This window comes from Demequina litoralis (assembly GCF_030418455.1).
Lineage (GTDB): Bacteria > Actinomycetota > Actinomycetes > Actinomycetales > Demequinaceae > Demequina > Demequina litoralis.
The window spans coordinates 135,473-154,913 of record NZ_JAUHPW010000006.1 but is presented as its reverse complement, the minus strand read 5'-3'; the positions used below and the strand labels follow the sequence as shown (position 1 = coordinate 154,913).

Sequence of the window (19,441 nt, the reverse complement as noted above, 5' to 3'; positions counted from 1 at the left end):
GGAGGCCGCTGTGGCCCTGACCTCCGAGCACACGCAGTGGTTCGAGACCACCTTCGGCAAGCTCGCCGACAACGTCGAACGCGCGGTCGTGGGCAAGCGCCACGTGGTTGAGCTCGCGTTCACGGCGATGATCGCGGAGGGCCACCTCCTGCTCGAGGACGTGCCCGGCACGGGCAAGACGTCGCTGGCGCGCGCGATGGCGGAGACGGTGCGCGGCACCAGCACCCGCATCCAGTTCACCCCCGACCTGCTGCCCGGCGACGTCACCGGCGTCACGGTGTACGACCAGGGGAGGTTCGAGTTCCACCACGGTCCGGTGTTCGCGAACGTGGTGCTCGCCGACGAGGTCAACCGCGCCTCGCCGAAGACCCAGTCGGCGCTGCTCGAGGTGATGGAGGAGAGGCAGGTCACCGTCGACGGCGTCACACGCGAGGTGGGCGCGCCGTTCATGGTGATCGCGACCCAGAACCCCGTCGAGCAGGCCGGCACGTACGCGCTGCCGGAGGCGCAGCTCGACCGCTTCCTCATGCGCACCTCGCTCGGCTACCCGGACCACGCCGCGACGCTGCGCATCCTCGAGCCGGGGCGTCCCACGCGCGTCACCGTCCCGGCCATCGCGGAGCTCGACGCCATCACGGCGATGTCCGCGCTCACGCACGACGTGCAGCAGCACCCCCTGATCTCCGACTACATCGCGCGCATCGTGGGCGCGACCCGCGGCGCGACCCAGGTGCGCCTCGGCGCGTCGATGCGCGGCGGGCTCGCCCTCGCCCGCGCGAGCCGCACGTGGGCGCTCGCGCACGGCCGCCACTACGTGGTGCCGGACGACGTCAAGGTGCTCGCCGAGGTGGTGCTCGCGCACCGCCTCATCCTCGATCCCGAGGCGGAGTTCGACGGCGTCACCCAGGGCGCCGTGATCGGCCAGATCCTGCTGGACACCCCGCCGCCCAGCCAGAAGGACCTCGCGTGAGCGAGCGCCCCGACCGGACCGCGACCCGGACGCGCAGCGGCGCGACCGGGACGTACTCGACGCGCACGGAGGTCGCCGACGTGCCGCGCGCGAGGGCGGTCGGGGCGCGCCTGCGGGTCGACAGCGCCGCGCGCGCGGCGGCGGACGTGCTCGAGCGGTGGTGGGCCGCGGCGCGGTCCGTGGTGACGCCCGCCGGCTGGGCCGTCGCGGGATGGACCGCGGTGGGGCTGACGCTCGGGCTCGCGCTCGGCTGGGAGGAGGCGCTCGTCGGCGGGATCGTCGGCGCGGTGCTGCTCGTCGCCGCCGTGCCCTTCCTGCTCGGCGACGTCCGCTACCGCGTCGAGTTCGCCCTCGAGCGCGACGCCGTCGTCGCCGGGGAAGAGGCCGGCGGCGAGATCGTCGTCGAGAACGCGGGCCGGCATGCGGCGCTGCCGGGCAGCGTCGAGCTGCCCGTCGGCGACGCGCTCGTCGAGCTTCACGTGCCGCTGCTGCGGGCCGGCGCCCGCTGGTCCGAGCGGGTGGTGATCCCGCCTCGCCCGCGCGGGATCGTCGAGGTGGGCCCCGCGGCCTCGACCCGCACCGACCCGCTGCGGCTGCTGCGCCGCCACCTCGCATGGGACGAGATGCGGCCGCTGTACGTCCATCCGCGCACCGTCGAGGTGCCCAGCACGTCGCTCGGGTGGATCCGCGACCTCGAGGGCCAGGCGGTGCGCATCCTCACCAACGAGGACATCTCGTTCCACGCCGTCCGCGAGTACCAGCGCGGCGACGCGCAGCGGCACATCCACTGGCGCTCGACCGCGAAGACCGGCACGCTCATGGTGCGCCAGTTCGAGGAGACGCGCCGCTCGCTCCTCATGCTCGTCCTCGACGTCGATCCCGACTCGTACCGCGACGACGACGAGTTCGAGATGGCGGTGAGCGCGCTCGCGTCGCTCGGCACGCGGGCGATCCGCGACGGGCGCGAGGTGCGGGCCGTCATCAGCGGCGAGGTCCCCGAGTTCGCGCGGGCCTCCGTGCGCGCGCTGCGCGCGCTGCGGGTCGACGCGCCGCGCCCGCTGCTGGACGACCTCACCGCGGTCGGGTCCACCCACGCCGCGATGGATCTCGCGACCGTGACGCGGATGGTCGCGGAGGACGACCCGGGCACGTCGCTCGCGGTGCTCGTCACAGGCTCCGCGCTCGCGCACGAGCGGCTGCGGACGGCCGCGCTGCGCTTCCCCGCCGACGTCGCCGTCGGCGCGGTGGTGTGCGACCCGGCCTCCGAGCCGCGCACGCACGTGCTCGGCGGCCTCCAGCTCGTCAGCCTCGGCGTGCTCGAGGACCTGCGTCAGCTGCTCGCGCGAGGGGCGGCACGCGGATGAGCGCGATCGAGGGCGACGCCCGGCGCAAGGTGCCCACCGCGGTGCTCGTCGCGGCCTGCATGTACGCGGCCACGATGATCGAGGTCGTGTGGCTCACCCTGCGCCGCGTCTACCTGCCCACCGATGCGGTGGTGTCGCGCTACGGCCTGGTCGTCGTCGTCGGCCTCGCGATCGGCCTGCTCGCGGGGGTCGTCACGGTCCTCGCCCGCCGCGGTCCCGTCCTGCTGCTCGCGCTCGCCGGCACGGGCTACCTCGCCGCAGCCGTGCTCGTGGCCATCCCCGGGGCGACCGCCGGGCCCGAGGCGTTCGCCGCGGCCCTCGTCGAGGCCGTCCGTGCGCCCGTGACGGGCTGGAAGGACGTGGTGACGCTGCCCGTCCCGCTCGGCGAGTACGGGGCCACCCTCGCCGTCCCGCTCGCGCTCACCGTCACGACCGCCGCGGGCATCGTGTGGCTCGGCACGCGCCCGCGCTGGTGGGGGTCCGCCGCGGCCGTCGGCGGCGGCGCCTTCGCCGTCGCGATCGCGATCGGTCCCGCGGCGCGCACCGACCTCGAGGCGCTGCCCGGGCCCTTCGCCGGGCTGAGCCGCGAGATCCTCATCGGGCTCGGCGCGCTCGGCGCGACCCTCGCGTGGATGCTGTGGCGGATGGCGGACGAGCGCCGCCGCGCCCTCCGCGCCGCGGGCGGCGGGATCCGCGGCGAGCGTGCGCCCGGCCGGGCGCTCGGCCGTGCCGTCCTCGGCGTCTCGGTGCTCGTGGTCGCCGTCGTGGTCGGCACCGCCGTCGCGGTGCCGGCGGCGCAGTCGAGCTCCCGGGATGTCGCCCGCACCACGATCGAGCCGCGGCTCGTGGTCGACCGCTCCGTGTCGCCGCTGTCGACCTACCGCGCGTACCTCACCGACGAGCGCTACGACGCGCCGCTGTTCACCGTGACCGGCGTCTCGGGGGACGCCAGCCGGATCCGGGTCGCGACGCTGCCGTTCTTCGACGGCAGCGAGTTCACCGCGGTGGCGCCCGACGGGTACACGCCCCTGAGGTTCCAGCGCGTGCCCTCGGCCCTGCCCATGGCCTCGGAGCAGACGGTCGCGCTCACCGTGACCATCGAGGGCCTCGAGGGACCCTGGACGCCGCTCCCGGGACCGCTCGGCAGCGCCGCCTTCGGCGGTCCGCGCGCGGCCGCCCTCGCCGACGGCTTCTACTTCGCGCCAGAGGCGGCCGCGGGCGTGGTGACGGTGGACGGCGGCGTCGCGGCCGGAGACGAGCTGCGCATCACGGCGGCGTTCGTCGAGGCGTCGACGCTCGCGGAGGCGGGAGCCTCGCCCGGATCCTCCGGGGTGCCGGCCGACCTCATCCCCGAGTCGCTCCGCGCGTGGGTCGAGGACCAGGGCGTGACACGCGACGGGGCGGGCCTCGCGTCCCTGGTCGAGCGGCTCCGCGCCCGCGGCTACCTCAGCCATGCGCTCACCGCCGACGGCGCGCCCCGCTGGGTCACGGACCTGGGCGGATACGCCTTCCAGCCCTCCGCCGCGGGCCACTCGTACGACCGCATCGACCGCCTCTTCGCGGCGCTCGTCGAGAGGGAGGCGGAGGCGGGGCCCGGCGCGTCGGACGCGCAGCTGGTCGCGGCCGTCGGCGACGACGAGCAGTTCGCCGCGGCGGTCGCGCTGCTCGCCGCCGAGCTGGGCTTCCCCGCGCGCGTGGTCGTGGGCGTGCGCGTCGCCGACACCGACGTGCACGGCTGGACGCCGCCCGTATGCCAGGAGGTGTGCCGCGGCCGCAACATGAGCGTGTGGACCGAGGTGCGGTCGGGCACGGGCGCGTGGATCCCGGTCGACGTGAGCCCGCAGCACGAGAACCCCGTCTCGCCCACGGTCGCCACGCAGCGCGAGCCCGAGCTGCCGACCGCGACCGACCCCGACCGCGCCGAGCCCATCGACGCCGTCGCGGCGCTCAAGGGTCGCAGCGGCGGCGGGGAGGCCGCCCCCGTCGTCGAGTCGGGCGCCTCGTGGTTCACCGGGTGGGTGCGGGCCGTGCTCGGCGGCGCGCTCGTGCTCGCGCTGCTCCTGGGCCCGCTGCTCGCGATCCTCGTCGCCAAGGCGGTGCGCCGCTCCCGGCGCCGCCGCGCCGCGCCGCGTGCCGCGGCCGAGGGCGGCTGGGACGAGTACGTCGACCTCGGCATCGACGCCGGTCTCGCGCTCATGCCGCTCGCGACCCGCCACGAGGTCGCGGAGGCCTACGGCACGGCCAACGGCGTCGCGCTCGCGGCGCTCGCGGACCAGGCGACGTTCACGCGGGAGGGCGTCGAGGAGGACGATGCGCGCCGCGCGTGGGACATGCTTGCGGCCGACCGCGCGGAGCTCCGGGCGCGCCAGGGGTGGTGGCGTAGGCTCGGCGCACGGCTCTCGACCCGCTCGCTGCTGGGTCGGAGGGACGTGACGACGGCCGCGCCGGGACATGAGGGCGTGCACGTCGACGAGCGCTGGCGCCTCGTCTCCACGGGGCCCGGCTCGTCCTCGGCACGACGGCGTGGGGCTTGAGGGAAGGAGCACGAGGATGACGGCAGGGGTCCTGACCGAGGTGGTGGGCGAGGCGACGATGCGCGGTGCCACGGGCATCGCGGTGGTCGGCGCCGCGGTTCTCGCGTACGCCGCCGGACTCGTGTGGATGGGCCTCGCGCTCGGCGCGATCTACCGCAAGGTCGGCGCTCGCCAGGCGCGCGCCTGGATCCCCGTCGCGCGCTACGCGGAGCTCGCGCAGCTCACGCAGTCGACCGTCGCGGGCACCGTCGCGGCCCGCGTCGCGACCGCGATCGGGCTCGCGGTCTGGTGCTACGGCGCCTACCTCGCCGGATCGGCGCCCGTCGCGCTCACGGGCGTCGCCATCGCCTCCGTCGCCGCCGTCACCGCCTGGACGCTCTGGATCGTGCAGACCCACCGCTTCGGCCTCGACCACTCCCTGTCCGGCGCGCTCCCGGTGCTCGCCGCGATCGCCCCCGGCCTGTGGGCCGCCGTCGTCGGCTGGTCGTCGATGGTGCGCCCGATCTCCGGCACCGTCCCGGTGCGGGCGCCGCAGGCCGACGAGGAGGCCGCCGAGGCCGCGGACGATGCGGTGCTCGCCACCGTGCCCGCGGGCGACGGCCATGCGGAGGCCGCGGTCGAGGCGCCGGCGTGGGGCGCGACCCCTGCGGCCGCGCTGTGGGCGCGAGCGCCCGAGGACCGCCCCGACGTCGCCGCGATGTACCCCGTCGAGCCCTTCACCGGCAGCGACGGCTACCCGGAGGACGAGCCCATGCCGGGCTCCGCCGGCGTGCGACAGCGGGAGGCGGCGACCTCGCAGGCGGAGCCGGAGCGTGCGCCGACCGCGGCGGAGCCCGAGCAGGCGCCCGCCGTGGACGTCGCCGCATCCGAGGCCGCCGCACCCGAACCGGCGCCGGAGGAGCCCGCCGCCGCGATCGCGGACGAGCCCGTCCCGGAGCCGTCGGAGGCCTCCGCCACGGAGCCCGCGCCCACCACCGAGCCGCTCCCGACCCGCCGCTCGCCGTACGCCTCGCTCGCGCCGCGCGACCTCGCGGACGAGACCCCCGCCGTCGAGCGTCGCTCCCCGTTCGCAGACCTCGCTCCCCGCGCCCTGCCGTCCGAGGAGGCGGCATGGACCGCCGCAGTCGGCGAGGACGCCGCGCCCGCGGAGCCGCCCGCCGCATCGTCCCCCACGCCGGCCCAGCCGTCCGCTCCCGCGGACGAGGCCCGGCCGGCCGCCGCGGATCGCGAGCCGGAGCCGGAGTTGGAGTCGGAGCCCAAGCCCGAGCCGGAGTCGGCGCGGCCCGAGGCGCCCGCCTTCGTCGAGCCGACGCCGACCATGCCGATCAGCCCGTACATGCGGGGCGGCGCGGCGGCACCGCCCCGCGTCCCGTCCTCCGTGCCGACGTTCGAGATGCCGCAGGCGCCCGAGCCCATCGCGGAGCCCGAGCCCGTCGCCGAGCCGGTCGCCGAGCCCGCCGCCGCGCCTGTCGCCGAGCCCGTGCCGCCCGCCGACCTCGCGGCGCCCCCGGCGCCCCCCGCGGCGGAGCCGGCCGCGCACCCGTTCGTCATCACCCCGCCGCCCGCCGCGCCAGCCCGCCCCGAGCCCGCCCCGGTGCCCGCCGCATCGTCCCCCGCGCCGGAGCCCGAGCACGACGACCGCACCCAGGTCTCGACACGCCAGCGCGAGGCTTGGGAGCTGGTGACGTCCGAGGGCGGCACCCACCGCTTCGACTCCTCGTCGGTGCTGCTCGGCCGCCTCGGCGGCATGCCCCCGATCGACGGCACGCGGCGCCTCGACCTGGCGGACTCGACGCGGACCGTGTCGAAGTCGCACGCGCGGCTCGTGCTGCAGCGCGGCACGTGGTGGGTCGAGGACCTCGGCTCCACCAACGGCACCTACCTCGTCGACGCGGACGGCCGCGAGGCGCAGGTGGCCGAGGGCGTGCCGACCCCGGTCGCCGGGCGGCTCATCCTCGGCGACGTCGAGGTGGAGATCCGCCGCCGGAGCACCGCGTGAGCCCCGACGCCGCACCGGATGTCGCGGGCGCGGGCGTGACCGCCGTCGGCGGACGGGCCCGCAACGAGGACGCGTTCATCGCCGAGGCCCCCGTGTTCGTGGTGGCCGACGGCATGGGCGGCCACGTCGCCGGCGCGGAGGCCGCCTGGGCGGCGATCGCGGCCTTCCAGCCGCTGGCCGGGTCGAGCACGCTGACCCCGGACGACGTCGCCCGCGCGCATCTCGAGGCGCGGCGCAACGTCGCGGCCGTGCAGAGCGACGTCGGGGCGGCGTCCGGCACCACCCTCACCGGCGCGATCGCGGTCGTGCACGGCGGCAGCCCGTGGTGGATGGTGGTGAACGTGGGCGACTCGCGCACGTACGCGCTCGACGGCGGCGAGCTCCGCCAGGTCACGGTGGACCACTCGCACGTGCAGGACCTGGTCGACGCGGGCCGGATCACCGCCGCGCAGGCGCTCGTCCATCCCGACCGCAACATCCTCACGCGGGCGATAGGCGACGACATCCTCGAGATGGACGCATGGCTCGTGCCGCAGGTGCCCGGGCGGCGGCTGATCGTCGCGAGCGACGGCCTCATGAAGGAGGTCGAGGACCGCGAGATCGGCGAGGTCGCCGGGCTCATCGGCGACGCAGGGACGGCCGCCGCGGCGCTGGTCGACCTGGCCGTGGGCCGCGGCGCGACCGACAACGTCACCGTCGTGATCGCCGACGCCACGTCGACCACGCCCCGCGACGCCGACCCCGCACCGTGGCCGGTCTGGGGCGCCGACGCGCACGAGGACACGACGCCGAGCGCCAGGAGGCGGGGCGGCGCGTGACCGAGGACCACGAGACCCGGGTCTCGGCACGTCGCGCGCGCGACGGCCAGGACGCTCCCGCCGACGACACCGCGGTCTCCGACCGCGCCACGGCGGACTCGACACGCATGTCGCGGCGCCGGATCGCGGAGAGCGCGACCCAGCCCGCCGCGCCCGATCCGGCCGAGATCTCGACGCGACCGGCGGCCGATGCGCCGCGGCGGCGGGAGGACGACGTGCTGCGGCCGCCGCCGGACCTGGCCGCGCGGATCGACGCCGCCGACGGTGTCCCGCCCGCCCGGGCCGGCGCCTTCGGGCACTCGCCGCAGCACTACTACCCGCGCATCCGCCACACCCAGGACGCGCGCGGTGCGGGCGTGTGGCCCGAGCCGCCGCGCACGTCCGACGAGGGTCCCGAGGTGCTCGACGAGTCCGGCCGCGAGGACCGGCGGCTCGCCGCGTCCAGGTCCCGGCACCGGCGTCGGGCGCTCGCGGTCGCGGGGGGCATCGGCGCGCTGGCAGCCGCCGTCGCGGTCGCGCTCGCGCTGCTGTAGCGGCGGCACCGGTCCGCCGTCGCGCGCGGATACGCTGAGCAGCATGTCAGACGTCATCCTGCGCTCCCCGCTCCACGACCAGCACGTCGCGCTCGGTGCGACGCTCGTCCCGTTCGCGGGGTGGGAGATGCCGGTGCGCTACACGGGCGACATCGCCGAGCACACCGCGGTGCGGACGGCCGCGGGACTGTTCGACCTCTCGCACATGGGCGAGATCTCGATCCGCGGCGACCAGGCCGCCGCGTTCCTCGACCACGCGCTCGTGGGCCGCATCTCCGCGGTCCCGCTGTGGGGCGCGAAGTACACGATGCTGTGCACGCCCGAGGGCGGCGTCATCGACGACCTCATCGTCTACCGCCGCGACTGGGACCACTTCTTCATCGTCGCGAACGCGGCGAACAAGGACGTCGTCGTCGCGGAGCTCGGCGCCCGCCTCGCGGGCTTCGACGCGACTCTCGAGGACATCTCCGCCGAGGTCGCCCTCATCGCCGTCCAGGGCCCGCGCGCCGAGGGCATCGTGGCCCGCATGTGCGCCCGCGGCGCCGACGACATCGAGGCGATGCGCTACTACTCGGCCGCGAACGTCCTGCTCCAGGGCGACATCCACGCCTTCGTCGCGCGCACCGGCTACACCGGCGAGGACGGCTTCGAGCTGTTCGTCGACGCGGACGAGGCGGCGGCCGTGTGGGCGCTCGCGCTCGAGGCCGGTGCGGAGGACGGCATGGTCCCGTGCGGGCTGTCGTCGCGCGACACCCTCCGGCTCGAGGCGGGCATGCCGCTGTACGGCCAGGAGCTCACCCGCGAGACCACGCCGTTCGACGCGGGCCTCGGGCGCATCGTCGTGTTCGGCACCCCCGCCAAGCCGCGGGGCGGCTTCGTCGGCCGCGAGGCGCTGCTGCGCTCCAAGGTGGAGGGGCCGTCGCGCGTGCTCGTCGGCCTGCTCGGGGACGGGCGGCGCGCGGCCCGCGCCGGCTACGGCGTGCTCGACGCGGACGGCGAGACCGTGGGAGTCGTGACCTCCGGCGCGCCGTCGCCCACCCTCGGCCGCCCGATCGCGATGGCGTACGTCCCCGCGAGCCTCGCCGAGCCCGGCACGGTCGTCGGCATCGATGTGCGCGGCCGGCGCGAGGACATGACCGTGACCGCGCTACCTTTCTACTCGCGGGCCTCGTAGGCTCGTCCCAGGGCCGGGCCGCCGGCACCATCGCTGCACAGTCGCCGTCCCCAGAGAGGGGTTGCCATGTCGAACGTTCCCGAGGAGCTCGCCTACTCAGCCGAGCACGAGTGGGTCTCCGGTGAGCCCGACGCGGGCGCCGAGGTCACCGTCGGGATCACCGAGCACGCCGCCCAGGCGCTCGGCGACATCGTCTACGTCGAGGCCCCGCGCGTCGGCGACACGGTCGTCGCGGGCGAGGTCTGCGGCGAGCTCGAGTCGACCAAGGCCGTGAGCGAGCTGTACTCCCCGGTGTCCGGCACCGTGATCGCCGTCAACGAGGCGCTCGAGAGCGCCCCCGAGACCCTCAACTCCGACGCCTACGGCGACGGCTGGATCTTCAAGGTCGAGATCTCCGAGACCGCGACGGACCTGCTCGACGCCGAGGCGTACGCGGCGCTCACCGCGTAGACGGCGGGCGGTCCCCGTGCCTGTCAACACCCGCCTCGTGGTCGCCGCGGCGATCACCGACTCCCTCGAGGCCCCGCGCCGGCTGCTGGCCGCGCGCCGGAGCGCCCCGTCCGCGCTGGCGGGGCTGTGGGAGTTCGCCGGTGGCAAGGTCGAACGCGGCGAGACGCCCGAGCACGCGCTCCGGCGCGAGCTGCGCGAGGAGCTCGGCGTCGAGGTCGAGATCGGCGACGAGGTGATCGGCCCGGACGACGGTCACGGCGTCGAGGACTCGTGCGGCGACGACCCGGTGTGGATGCTGCGCCCCGGCGACGCCGACCTCGAGAGGCTCGTGATGCGGGTGTGGTGGGCGCGGATCCTGCCCGGCGCGGACGGCGCCGCGGTCGAGCCGCGTCCCCTCGAGGACCACGACGAGCTGCGCTGGCTCGAGCCCGGCGGCTGGCGCGACGTGCCGTGGCTGCCCGCCGACAAGCGCATCGTCGAGGCGCTGCTCGACGACGCGATCGAACGCCACCGCCGCGCATACTGCTGACCCGTCGACGGCTCCGCGCACGTTCCGCGCGTATGCGCGCGCCGAATCGGACATATCCACATCAAGTGGATACAAATGTGGACAACTCGCGACGGGCGAAGGTCCCGTGTGCCAGTGCGATGGACGTGGCGCGGTGTGACGGGCGTGGTTCCGCCTCGAAGCGGGTCCGGCGCCTCAGTCGTCGCGTGCGGCGACGCAGCCCGCGATGTGGTCGTCTACCAGGCCGCACGCCTGCATCGCGGCGTACATCGTGGTGGGACCCACGAAGACGAAGCCGGCGCGCTTGAGCTCCTTGGCGAGGGCCACGGACTCGGGCGTCGATGCCGGCACGTCGGCCCACGACGACGGCGCCGCGGCGCGCGGCTCGGGCGCGAACGACCAGAACAGCGCGTCGAGGCTGGTGCCCGCGTCGCGCAGCGCCACCGTCGCCCGCGCGTTCACGATCGCGGACTCGATCTTGCGCCGGTTGCGGACGATCCCGGCGTCCTCCATCAACCGGTCCACGTCGGCCTCCCCGAACGCGGCGACGGCCTCCGGCTCGAAGCCGGCGAAGGCCTCCCGGTAGCCCTCGCGCTTGCGCAGGATCGTGATCCACGCGAGCCCGGACTGGGCCCCCTCGAGCACGATGCGCTCGAGCAGCGCGGCATCGCCGTGGACCGGCAGCCCCCACTCCTCGTCGTGGTAGCGCTCGTACAGCGGGTCGCCGGCGCCGAAGCATCGCACGAGGTCGTTCGTCTCGGTGATCATGCGTCCAGTGTGCAGGCGGGATCCGACACCGCCGGCACCCGGTTTCGGCACGGGGGAGCACTTCGCGGACGGCCGGGACCGGGGTCATCGCCCCTCTGGCCGGTCCCGCGGGCGCCGGGTATGGTGAGCGCGCCATGACCATCCGTGACCTCCTCGCCGCCGGTCGTCCGACCCTGTCGTACGAGCTGTTCCCGCCGCGTACTCCCGCGGCCGAGTCGACGCTCGAGGAGACGATGACGCTGCTCGCGGCGACCCGTCCCGACTTCATGTCGATCACCTACGGCGCCTCCGGCACCACGCGCGGCACGTCGCTCGACGTGGTCCACCGCGTCGGGGCGCGCCACGGGATCCCTGCCCTCGCGCACCTCACGTGCGTGGACCAGTCGCGCGCCGAGCTCGTCGAGGTCATCGAGGCCTACCTCGAGGACGGGGTGAGGGACTTCCTCGCGCTGCGCGGCGACCCGCCCCAGGGCCAGCCCGACTGGCGCCCGCATCCCGACGGCCTGCTCTACGCCTCGGACCTCGTCGTGCTGCTCCGGGAGGTCGCCCACGCCCACGGGGTCGACGACCTCAGCGTCGGCGTCGCGGCCTTCCCCGCGCAGCACGCGATCGAGCGCTTCCGCCAGACCGGGCTCGACGTGCTCCGCGCGAAGCGCGACGCGGGCGCCGACTTCGCGATCACGCAGGTGTTCTACCGCGCCGACCAGTACGTCGCGCTCATCGAGGACGCCGCCGCGCAGGGCATCGAGCTGCCCGTCATCCCCGAGGTGCTGCCCCTCACGAGCGTGCGGCGCGCCGTGCGCGTCGAGGGTCTCACCGGCGTCCGCACGCCCGACGGGCTGTTCTCCGAGCTCGACTCCGCCGAGGAGGCCGGGGGGACGGACGATGCGCGCGCCGCCGGCGTGCGACATGCCGCACGCCTGTCGCGCGACCTCCTCGACGCGGGTGCCCCGGGCATCCACATCATCACCTTCAACCAGCATCGGGCCGCGCTCGAGCTCGTCGACGCGATGGGCCTGGTCCGCGACTGACGCGCGCGCGTGCGACCATCGACCCATGACGCGCACCGCCACCCCCCGATCCGTGACCCTCACCCGCGAGTCCGAGGGCGTCTACGTCGCCACCAACGCCGACGGCGCCCAGCTGCGCTTCGGCCGCGGCGAGGGCCTCCTCGGCCCCGTCGAGCTGATGCTGGCCGCGATCGCCGGCTGCTCCTCGATCGACGTCGACGCGATGACCTCCCGTCGTGCGACGCCGGACCGCTTCGAGGTGACGGCCTCGGCCGACAAGGTGACCGAGGACGGCGCCAACATCCTCGAGAACATTCGCGTGCTCTTCGACCTCGCCTTCCCCGAGGGCGAGGAGGGCGATGCGGCGCGCAAGCGCATCGGCGCGGCGCTGCGCGCCTCGCACGAGAAGCACTGCACCGTGTCGCGCACCGTCGAGGGCGGGGTCCCGGTCGCGCTCGTCGAGGCCGACGCGCCGCAGGCGTGACCGCGCCCGTCGAGATCGACCTCGACGCCGGACCCGACGAGGCCGGGCCCGCGATCGACGCGATGCATCGGGCCTTCGCGGAGTACTCGCTCAAGGGTCAGCCCTCGGGCGCCCTCACGGAGACCGCCGAGACCCTGCGCGACGAGATGCGCGCCGGCATCCGGATCGCGCTCGCGCGTGTCGCGGGCGAGGTGGTCGCGGTCGCCAAGTATCACGATGCGGACGACGGCAGCCTCTACTTCGGACGCCTCGGCGTGGTGCCGGAGGCCAGGGGGGCGGGGCTCGCCGCCGCGCTCGTGCGCGCCTTGCGGGACGATGCGCGGGCCAGGGGCCGGTCCGGCCTGAGCTGCCTCGTGCGCGCCGAGGAGCACGGCAACATCGCCGTCTACCAGGCACTCGGCATGGAGGTGACGGCGCGCGGCGAGCGCGTGAGCCGTACCGGGGCGCTGCTCCAGGTGGTCGAGATGCGCGACGTCGAGGCCGCCGCCGACTGATCGACAGGCGTCCACGAAGTGGGACCGGCTGTCCACCTCTCGGACATGCCCCCTTGGCGAAGTGCGAAGAGCAGAGTTAGACTCGCGGCGCAACTCGGCGCTGCGCGCGTCGACCAAGCGCAATGGCGAGCCCGCCGCGCACCACCCCCATGAGGAATCATGACTGAGCAGAACAACGTCTCTGTCCCTGCGCACACCTTCCCGGGCGGCACCATCCTGGGCTACCCCCGCATCGGCCGAATGCGCGAGCTGAAGAAGGCGCTCGAGTCGTTCTGGAAGGGCGCGACGAGCGCGTCCGAGCTCGAGACGGCCGCGAAGGAGCTCCGGCTCGCGAACCTGGCCCGCCTCGCGGAGCTCGGGCTCGACAAGGACGCGTCCGCGATCCCCAGCAACTTCTCGTTCTACGACCACGTCCTCGACGCCGCGGTGACCCTCGGCGCGATCCCGACCCGCTTCGCGGACCTGCGCGACGCCGACGGCGGGGTCGACCTCGCCGGCTACTCGACCATCGCCCGCGGCGTGGGCGACAAGGCCCCGCTCGAGATGACCAAGTGGTTCGACTCGAACTACCACTACCTGGTCCCCGAGATCGGTCCCGAGACCGTGTTCGCGCAGTCGAGCACGCGCTGGGTCGACGAGTTCGTCGAGGCCAAGGAGGCCGGCTACCTCACGCGTCCGGTGATCACCGGCCCGCTCACGTTCCTGTACCTGTCGAAGGCCAGCGACGAGGCGCCCGAGGGCTTCCGCCCGATCGACCGGCTCGAGGACGCCCTCGAGGTCTACGGCAACCTGGTGGAGGCCTTCAAGGCCGCCGGCGCCGAGTGGGTGCAGATCGACGAGCCCATCCTGGTCGCGGACATCGACGCGGACCGCGACGAGGTCCTCGCGAACGCGGCGAAGGTCTACGGCTCGCTCGCGGCCCTCGCCAACCGGCCCGCGCTGTTCGTGGCGGCGCCCTACAACGCGCTCGACGACGCGCTGCCGGTGCTCAAGGACTCCGGCGTCGAGGCAATCGGCCTCGACCTCGTCCGCGGCAGCGTGCCCTCGGGCACGGACCTGTCGGGCGTGACCGTGGTCGCGGGCGTAGTGGACGGCCACAACATCTGGCGCACCGACCTCGATGCGGCGCTGCGCAAGGCCAAGGAGATCGAGGCGCTCGGCGCGACGGTCGCCGTCTCCACCTCGACGTCCCTGATCCACGTGCCCCACACGCTGCGGGGTGAGGAGCACCTGGGCGAGGAGCTGCTCAGCTGGCTCGCGTTCGCGGACGAGAAGGTCGCGGAGGTCGTCACCCTCGCGACCGCGCGCGCCCGGGGCGAGGAGGCGGTGGCCGATGCGCTCGCCGCCGCCCGTGCTGCGCTCGCGTCGCGCAAGGCGCACCCGGGAACGAACAAGGCGGACGTCCGGGACGCCCTCGCGGCGGTCACCCCGGCCGACCTCGACCGCCCGTCGTACGCGGTCCGTGCCGCGGCCCAGGACGCGCGCTTCGCGCTTCCCGAGCTGGCGACCACGACCATCGGCTCCTTCCCGCAGACGCCCGACATCCGCAAGGCCCGCGCGGCCTGGGCCAAGGGCCAGGTCGACGATGCGGCGTACGAGGAGGCCATGAAGGCCGAGATCGCGCGCGTCGTGCAGCTGCAGGAGGACCTGGGCCTGGACGTGCTCGTGCACGGCGAGGCCGAGCGCAACGACATGGTGCAGTACTTCGCGGAGCTGCTCGACGGCTTCGACGTGACCGTCAACGGCTGGGTGCAGTCGTACGGCTCGCGCTGCACGCGCCCGTCGATCCTGTGGGGCGACGTCACGCGGCCCGAGCCCATGACGGTGCGCTGGACCACGTACGCGCAGTCCCTCACCGACAAGCCGATGAAGGGCATGCTCACGGGCCCGGTGACGATCCTCGCGTGGTCGTTCGTGCGCGACGACCAGCCGCTGGGTGTCACCGCGAACCAGGTCGCGCTCGCGCTGCGCGACGAGATCCGCGACCTCGAGGCGGCCGGCATCGGCATCATCCAGGTCGACGAGCCCGCGCTGCGCGAGCTGCTGCCGCTCAAGAGGAAGGACCAGGCGGCCTACCTCGAGTGGTCCGTGAACTCGTTCCGCCTCGCCACCTCGGGCGCGCACGACGACACTCAGGTCCACACCCACCTGTGCTACTCGGAGTTCGGCGAGATCATCGACGCGATCGACGGCCTCAACGCCGACGTCACCTCGATCGAGGCGGCCCGCTCGCGCATGGAGGTGCTGCCCGCCATCAAGGGCCACGGCTACGAGCGCCAGATCGGCCCGGGCGTGTGGGACATCCACTCGCCGCGTGTCCCCTCGACCGAGGAGATCACGGAGCTCCTCGCGCTCGCCAAGGAGTCGATCCCCGGCAAGCAGCTGTGGGTCAACCCCGACTGCGGCCTCAAGACCCGCGCGTACGCGGAGACGACCGCGACGCTCGAGCACATGATGGAGGCGACGCGCGCCGTCCGCGCGTAGCTCCCGCGCTCGTCGCCACGGCCCGGACCTCCCCGCGAGGCCCGGGCCGTGGCACGATCGGAGCCATGAGCGAGTTCACCGAGGAGGAGCGCGCCGCGATGAAGGAGACCGCGGCCGAGCGGCGCGCGGCTGCGAAGCGGGCCAAGGGCGCCGACAAGGCGGCCGCGGATCTCGCGGACGTGCTGGAGAAGATCGCGGCGATGCCCGACGCTGACCGCGCGCTCGCGGAAGGGGTGCACGCCATCGTCACCCGGGTGGCCCCGGAGCTTGCGCCCCGTACCTGGTACGGCATGCCGGCGTACGCGAAGGACGGCAAGGTGCTGTGCTTCTTCAAGCCCGCGGAGAAGTTCAAGTCCCGCTACGCGACGCTCGGCTTCGAGGATGTCGCCGCGCTCGACGACGGCGCGATGTGGGCCACCTCCTATGCGCTCGTCACCCTCGGCGAGGACGAGGAGGCGATGATCGCGGAGCTCGTCGCCCGCGCCGCGGCCTCCGCATAGCTACAGCGCTACGGGCACGTGCCGGGCTCGAGGCCGCCGTCCGCGGAGTACCGGATCCCGGTGGCGGCGACGTCGCCCTCGGGATGCTTGACCCACACGCACCAGGTGGTCTCGGTTCCTGGCGTGAAGCCCTGGAGCACCACGCCGTCCGAGACGTTCGCGACGTAGTTCGCGTCGACCTTGTACTGGCCGGCCTCGATCCCCACCGACGGCGAGGCGCTCGGCTCCGTGTACTCGGCGGCGATCGCGGTGCCGAGCGACGACAGGTCCGCCCGCGCGGCGGTGTCGTTGGCCTTCTGGCGCTGCACCAGGAACAGCGGCAGCGCGATCGCCGCCAGCACCGCGATGATCACCATGGTCACCAGCAGCTCGACCAGCGTGAAACCGCCGTCGGCGCGCGTGAACTTCCCCCTCCTGAGAACCCCCCTCAAGGTTCCGCGCCCCGTGGGGCACTCTCGCATCCTAGCCCTGACCAGCACTTTTGCGCCCGGTTTGTCGCTTCCTGATCGGCAGGCCGAGTGTGCAGTGCAGATGCTCCCGCTATTTATGCACGAAGCGACGGCGGGCGAGGGGTGATGTCCCCTGCCCTTCGGGTGCGACCGTCGTCCCCGGGTACGGGGCCCGCTTGGGCAGGACGGGCGGCCCCGCGCCATCGTGCATAAATGACGGGAGCCTGCCGTACACAGTCTCGGGCGCCCACGCCGAAGGGGGGGCGATGCGCGACGACGAAGGATGGGCGGAGCTGTGCGGCGTCGAGGTGTTCTCGGTGCCGCCTGCGTACCCGCTCTTCGCGACTGCGGACCTGCGCGGGTTGCTCGGCGACCCCGACCGCCGCCTGCGAGCGCTCCGCGCGGACGGGAGGATCGTCACGATCGCGCGGGGTGTGCACGTCGTGGTGCCTGATGGGGCGGACCGCTCGTGGCTGCCCGGTGCCGAGGAGGTGGGATGGCGCGTGGCCGCAGCCCGCTTCGGCCTCGATGTGCCGTACGTGTCGGGCCTCACAGCCGCGTCGCTCCACGGTGCGACGGCGCGGTCGAGCGCCCTCGTCCACGTGACGGTGCCTCGGCAGGTGCGAGCACGGCGCCTGGATGCGCTCGGCACCCTGCTCGAGTTCCACACACGCGACGAGCGCGTACTCGGCAACCCCCTGTGGCACCTGCGCCGCCGCGACGAGCGCACGTACGGACTAGACGTCATCGGCATGGTCGGAGAGCTCGGGATCTTCCGGGTCGCCAGCCCCGTCCAGACCGTGCTGGACCTGCTGCACAGCCCCTGGAGGTCGGGCAGCCCCGACAGGGCGCGAGAAGCGGTCGGGAGGCTGCTGCGTGGCATCGCCGACGCCGAGATCGACCCGGTGGCGCGGGGGCAACGCCGACATTCCGCGGCCGAGCGCATCCGGTTCCAGAGGCTGGGCCGGTGGGTTCGGGATCCCGATCTCAGAGCATGAGCTGCCAGTAGCCCACGTCGATCCAGCGGTCGAGCTTGAAGCCCGCGTCCGCGACGGTGCCGACGTGCTGGAAGCCCAGCCGCTCGTGCAACGCGACCGACCCCGGATGGGGCAGCGCGATGACAGCCATGACCGAGTGCACGGGTGCGTGCGCCGAACCCTCGAGGGTGCGCAGGCGGTCGAGCAGCGCGGCGTACAGGGCGCTGCCGGTGCCCGCCCGGCGGGCATCCGCATCGAGGTAGACGGTCGTCTCCAGCGTGTGGCGGTAGGCGGCGCGGTCGCGGAACGGCGCGGCATACGCGTAGCCGACCACGCGGCCGTCCGTCTCCGCCACGATCCACGGCAGCCCGCGGTCCTGGACGCCCGCGATCCGCGCCCAGATGTCGTCGGCGGAGACCGGCTCGGTCTCGAAGGTCGCCGTGTCGTGGGTCACGTAGTGGCCGTAGATCTCGGCGATGCGGGCCGCGTCCGCGGCGGGGACGGCGTCTCTGATCACGCGCCCATTATCGGTCCGCGCCGCGCGGCCGAGCGGCTACGCCGCGACGGGGAGCGCGTCGTCGCGAGCGACCATCTCCTCGTAGGCGCGGCGCGAGCGGAGGTAGCGCCACGATGCGGCGGCGATCGCGACGCCCGCGAGGCCCGCGCAGGCGGTGACGAGGAAGCCGCCCTGCGCCCCGTGCCGATCGATGATCGCGCCCGCGATCCACGCGCCCGAGGCGATGCCGAGATCCATGCCGGTGCGCGTCCACGTCATGCCCTCGGTGAGGCGCGAGCGGGGCACGAGCGCATGCGTGACGCCGTCGCCCACGGCCATGGTCGGCGCGATCGCGAGGCCCGTGAGGAACATCATCACGCCGAGCGCGAGGAGCCCCGGCGCGAACATGAACGACACGGCGCCGACGCCGGTGACCGAGACGCCCCACAGCAGGCGCGAGGCAAGGGTGCGGGCCCACACGCGCGAGCCGTACGCGAGGCCGCCGACGAGCGAGCCCACCGCCCATACGGCCAGCACGAGGCCCGCCATGTCCTTGTGCCCCAGCTCCTCGGCGAACGCGACGGTGGCGGCATCCACGGAGGCGAACATCGCACCCTGGGTGCCGAAGATGACGGTGGTGACGACGAGCGCGGGCGTCGTCACCAGCAGGTGGCCGCGCAGCGCGCCGCGGTAGCGGCGCATGCCGCGAGGCTTCGGCGGCAGGCCGATGCGCTCGAGCGTGCCGTCGATGACGAGCGCGGTGCTGTGCTCGCGCTCCGCCTGGATGCGGCGGGCGTCCGCGCGCCGGGCGGGCGGCTCCGTCGACGTGAGCGCGAGGAAGCCGTAGCCGCCGATCGCGAGCGTCACCACGGCGATCACCGACGGCACCCACGAGTCGACCTGCGTGGCGAGCACCGTCGCGAGCGCGGGACCCGCGATGAACAGCACCTCCTCGAGGGAGGACTCGAGCGAGAAGGCCGTGTTGAGCGCGTCCTTGTCGGGGACGATGTGCGTCCACCGGGCACGCGTATGCGTCGACTGCGTGCCGCCCGCCGCGAACAGCGGGGTGAGGAGCATGAGCACCCAGATCGGCTGGTGGGTGAGAGCCGCGACGATCATCGCGACGCGGCCGATGATCGCGATCGCGTACCCGATGCGCAGCACACGCGACTGCCCGTACGCGTCCACGAGCCGGCCCACCTGCGGCGACACGACCGCGTAGGACACGGCGATGGCGGCGACCACCATGCCGCCGTACTCGTACCGCCCGTACTCGATCTGGACGAGCAGGAACGTCGCGAGGCCGGTGAGGCCCATCTGGATGCGCGCGATCAGTCCCCAGGCCGTGAACGCACGGGCGCCGGGCAGGGCGAGGATGCCCCGATAAGGGGTGAGCATGACGGAACCTCACAAGGAGAAAGACATCTCG

At 74.3% G+C, this 19,441-nt stretch carries 19 protein-coding genes; 15 read left to right on the top strand and 4 right to left on the bottom strand.

What is annotated here, in order from left to right; all coding sequences use genetic code 11:
• Nucleotides 1–10 precede the first annotated feature (10 nt).
• From QQX09_RS09355 to QQX09_RS09315, 9 genes are all read left to right on the top strand, one after another.
• Nucleotides 11–970 carry an AAA family ATPase gene (locus QQX09_RS09355; RefSeq protein ID WP_301133815.1) on the top strand — a complete coding sequence of 320 codons (960 nt, stop codon included), beginning with the start codon at nt 11–13 and terminating at the stop codon, nt 968–970.
• Entirely contained in the window at nt 967–2,334 is a 1,368-nt protein-coding gene (locus QQX09_RS09350; RefSeq protein WP_301133813.1) for a DUF58 domain-containing protein, read from the top strand. The genes QQX09_RS09355 and QQX09_RS09350 overlap by 4 nt, the downstream gene beginning before the upstream one ends.
• Entirely contained in the window at nt 2,331–4,868 is a 2,538-nt protein-coding gene (locus tag QQX09_RS09345; protein WP_301133811.1) for a transglutaminase domain-containing protein, read from the top strand. The genes QQX09_RS09350 and QQX09_RS09345 overlap by 4 nt, the downstream gene beginning before the upstream one ends.
• 16 nt (nt 4,869–4,884) lie before the next feature.
• Nucleotides 4,885–6,867, top strand: coding sequence for an FHA domain-containing protein (locus tag QQX09_RS09340; RefSeq protein ID WP_301133809.1), 1,983 nt, complete (start codon nt 4,885–4,887; stop codon nt 6,865–6,867).
• The gene (locus QQX09_RS09335) at nt 6,864–7,685 is read left to right on the top strand and encodes a PP2C family protein-serine/threonine phosphatase (RefSeq protein ID WP_301133807.1); all 822 of its coding nucleotides are present in this window, start codon (nt 6,864–6,866) and stop codon (nt 7,683–7,685) included. Before QQX09_RS09340 ends, QQX09_RS09335 begins: the two co-directional genes overlap by 4 nt.
• The gene (locus QQX09_RS09330) at nt 7,682–8,218 is read left to right on the top strand and encodes a hypothetical protein (protein ID WP_301133806.1); all 537 of its coding nucleotides are present in this window, start codon (nt 7,682–7,684) and stop codon (nt 8,216–8,218) included. The genes QQX09_RS09335 and QQX09_RS09330 overlap by 4 nt, the downstream gene beginning before the upstream one ends.
• A 43-nt stretch (nt 8,219–8,261) precedes the next feature.
• A complete protein-coding gene (gene gcvT / locus QQX09_RS09325; RefSeq protein WP_301133804.1) occupies nt 8,262–9,392 on the top strand; it encodes a glycine cleavage system aminomethyltransferase GcvT in 1,131 nt (376 codons plus the stop codon).
• A gap of 66 nt (nt 9,393–9,458) precedes the next feature.
• A complete protein-coding gene (gene gcvH / locus QQX09_RS09320) occupies nt 9,459–9,842 on the top strand; it encodes a glycine cleavage system protein GcvH (RefSeq protein WP_301133802.1) in 384 nt (127 codons plus the stop codon).
• Nucleotides 9,843–9,858: 16 nt separating this feature from the next.
• Entirely contained in the window at nt 9,859–10,371 is a 513-nt protein-coding gene (locus QQX09_RS09315) for a (deoxy)nucleoside triphosphate pyrophosphohydrolase (protein ID WP_301133800.1), read from the top strand.
• Nucleotides 10,372–10,545: 174 nt separating this feature from the next.
• On the opposite strand, the gene QQX09_RS09310 is transcribed toward QQX09_RS09315, so the two are convergent.
• Nucleotides 10,546–11,118 (bottom strand): DNA-3-methyladenine glycosylase I, encoded by a 573-nt coding sequence (locus QQX09_RS09310; protein WP_301133798.1) that lies wholly within the window; start codon nt 11,116–11,118, stop codon nt 10,546–10,548.
• Between the two features lie 134 nt (nt 11,119–11,252).
• On the opposite strand from QQX09_RS09310, the gene QQX09_RS09305 reads away from it, so the two are divergent.
• From QQX09_RS09305 to QQX09_RS09285, 5 genes are all read left to right on the top strand, one after another.
• Complete coding sequence (locus QQX09_RS09305) at nt 11,253–12,149, top strand: methylenetetrahydrofolate reductase (protein WP_301133796.1); 897 nt, start codon at nt 11,253–11,255, stop codon at nt 12,147–12,149.
• A 25-nt stretch (nt 12,150–12,174) separates the two neighbouring features.
• Nucleotides 12,175–12,612, top strand: coding sequence for an OsmC family protein (locus tag QQX09_RS09300; RefSeq protein WP_301133794.1), 438 nt, complete (start codon nt 12,175–12,177; stop codon nt 12,610–12,612).
• Nucleotides 12,609–13,106: a GNAT family N-acetyltransferase gene (locus tag QQX09_RS09295; RefSeq protein WP_301133792.1), complete on the top strand. Its 498-nt coding sequence runs from the start codon at nt 12,609–12,611 to the stop codon at nt 13,104–13,106. The genes QQX09_RS09300 and QQX09_RS09295 overlap by 4 nt, the downstream gene beginning before the upstream one ends.
• 159 nt (nt 13,107–13,265) lie before the next feature.
• The gene (gene metE, locus QQX09_RS09290; protein ID WP_301133790.1) at nt 13,266–15,590 is read left to right on the top strand and encodes a 5-methyltetrahydropteroyltriglutamate--homocysteine S-methyltransferase; all 2,325 of its coding nucleotides are present in this window, start codon (nt 13,266–13,268) and stop codon (nt 15,588–15,590) included.
• 65 nt (nt 15,591–15,655) lie between these two features.
• A complete protein-coding gene (locus QQX09_RS09285) occupies nt 15,656–16,090 on the top strand; it encodes an iron chaperone (protein WP_301133788.1) in 435 nt (144 codons plus the stop codon).
• Between the two features lie 8 nt (nt 16,091–16,098).
• Here the strand turns inward: QQX09_RS09285 and QQX09_RS09280 are convergent, their stop codons facing one another.
• Nucleotides 16,099–16,521, bottom strand: coding sequence for a type II secretion system protein (locus QQX09_RS09280; RefSeq protein ID WP_301133786.1), 423 nt, complete (start codon nt 16,519–16,521; stop codon nt 16,099–16,101).
• A gap of 284 nt (nt 16,522–16,805) precedes the next feature.
• Between QQX09_RS09280 and QQX09_RS09275 the strand changes: the two genes are divergently transcribed.
• A complete protein-coding gene (locus QQX09_RS09275; protein ID WP_301133784.1) occupies nt 16,806–17,537 on the top strand; it encodes a type IV toxin-antitoxin system AbiEi family antitoxin domain-containing protein in 732 nt (243 codons plus the stop codon).
• Here QQX09_RS09275 and QQX09_RS09270 read toward each other — a convergent pair.
• Together QQX09_RS09270 and QQX09_RS09265 are read right to left on the bottom strand one after the other, a co-directional pair.
• Nucleotides 17,527–18,033, bottom strand: a complete 507-nt coding sequence (locus tag QQX09_RS09270) for a GNAT family N-acetyltransferase (RefSeq protein WP_301133782.1) — start codon at nt 18,031–18,033, stop codon at nt 17,527–17,529. The two genes, QQX09_RS09275 and QQX09_RS09270, sit on opposite strands and share 11 nt — an antisense overlap.
• Nucleotides 18,034–18,069: 36 nt before the next feature.
• On the bottom strand, nt 18,070–19,410 hold the full coding sequence (locus tag QQX09_RS09265) for an MFS transporter (protein ID WP_301133779.1): 1,341 nt from the start codon (nt 19,408–19,410) through the stop codon (nt 18,070–18,072).
• Nucleotides 19,411–19,441 lie beyond the last annotated feature (31 nt).

Bases quoted from the DNA above. Each gene is read 5' to 3' on its own strand.
- QQX09_RS09300 (WP_301133794.1), top strand. From the start codon at position 12,175: ATGACGCGCACCGCCACCCCCCGATCCGTGACCCTCACCCGCGAGTCC.
- QQX09_RS09265 (WP_301133779.1), bottom strand. From the start codon at position 19,410: ATGCTCACCCCTTATCGGGGCATCCTCGCCCTGCCCGGCGCCCGTGCG.
- metE (WP_301133790.1), top strand. From the start codon at position 13,266: ATGACTGAGCAGAACAACGTCTCTGTCCCTGCGCACACCTTCCCGGGC.
- QQX09_RS09345 (WP_301133811.1), top strand. From the start codon at position 2,331: ATGAGCGCGATCGAGGGCGACGCCCGGCGCAAGGTGCCCACCGCGGTG.
- QQX09_RS09305 (WP_301133796.1), top strand. From the start codon at position 11,253: ATGACCATCCGTGACCTCCTCGCCGCCGGTCGTCCGACCCTGTCGTAC.
- QQX09_RS09285 (WP_301133788.1), top strand. From the start codon at position 15,656: ATGAGCGAGTTCACCGAGGAGGAGCGCGCCGCGATGAAGGAGACCGCG.
- QQX09_RS09340 (WP_301133809.1), top strand. From the start codon at position 4,885: ATGACGGCAGGGGTCCTGACCGAGGTGGTGGGCGAGGCGACGATGCGC.
- QQX09_RS09310 (WP_301133798.1), bottom strand. From the start codon at position 11,118: ATGATCACCGAGACGAACGACCTCGTGCGATGCTTCGGCGCCGGCGAC.
- gcvH (WP_301133802.1), top strand. From the start codon at position 9,459: ATGTCGAACGTTCCCGAGGAGCTCGCCTACTCAGCCGAGCACGAGTGG.
- gcvT (WP_301133804.1), top strand. From the start codon at position 8,262: ATGTCAGACGTCATCCTGCGCTCCCCGCTCCACGACCAGCACGTCGCG.
- QQX09_RS09275 (WP_301133784.1), top strand. From the start codon at position 16,806: ATGCGCGACGACGAAGGATGGGCGGAGCTGTGCGGCGTCGAGGTGTTC.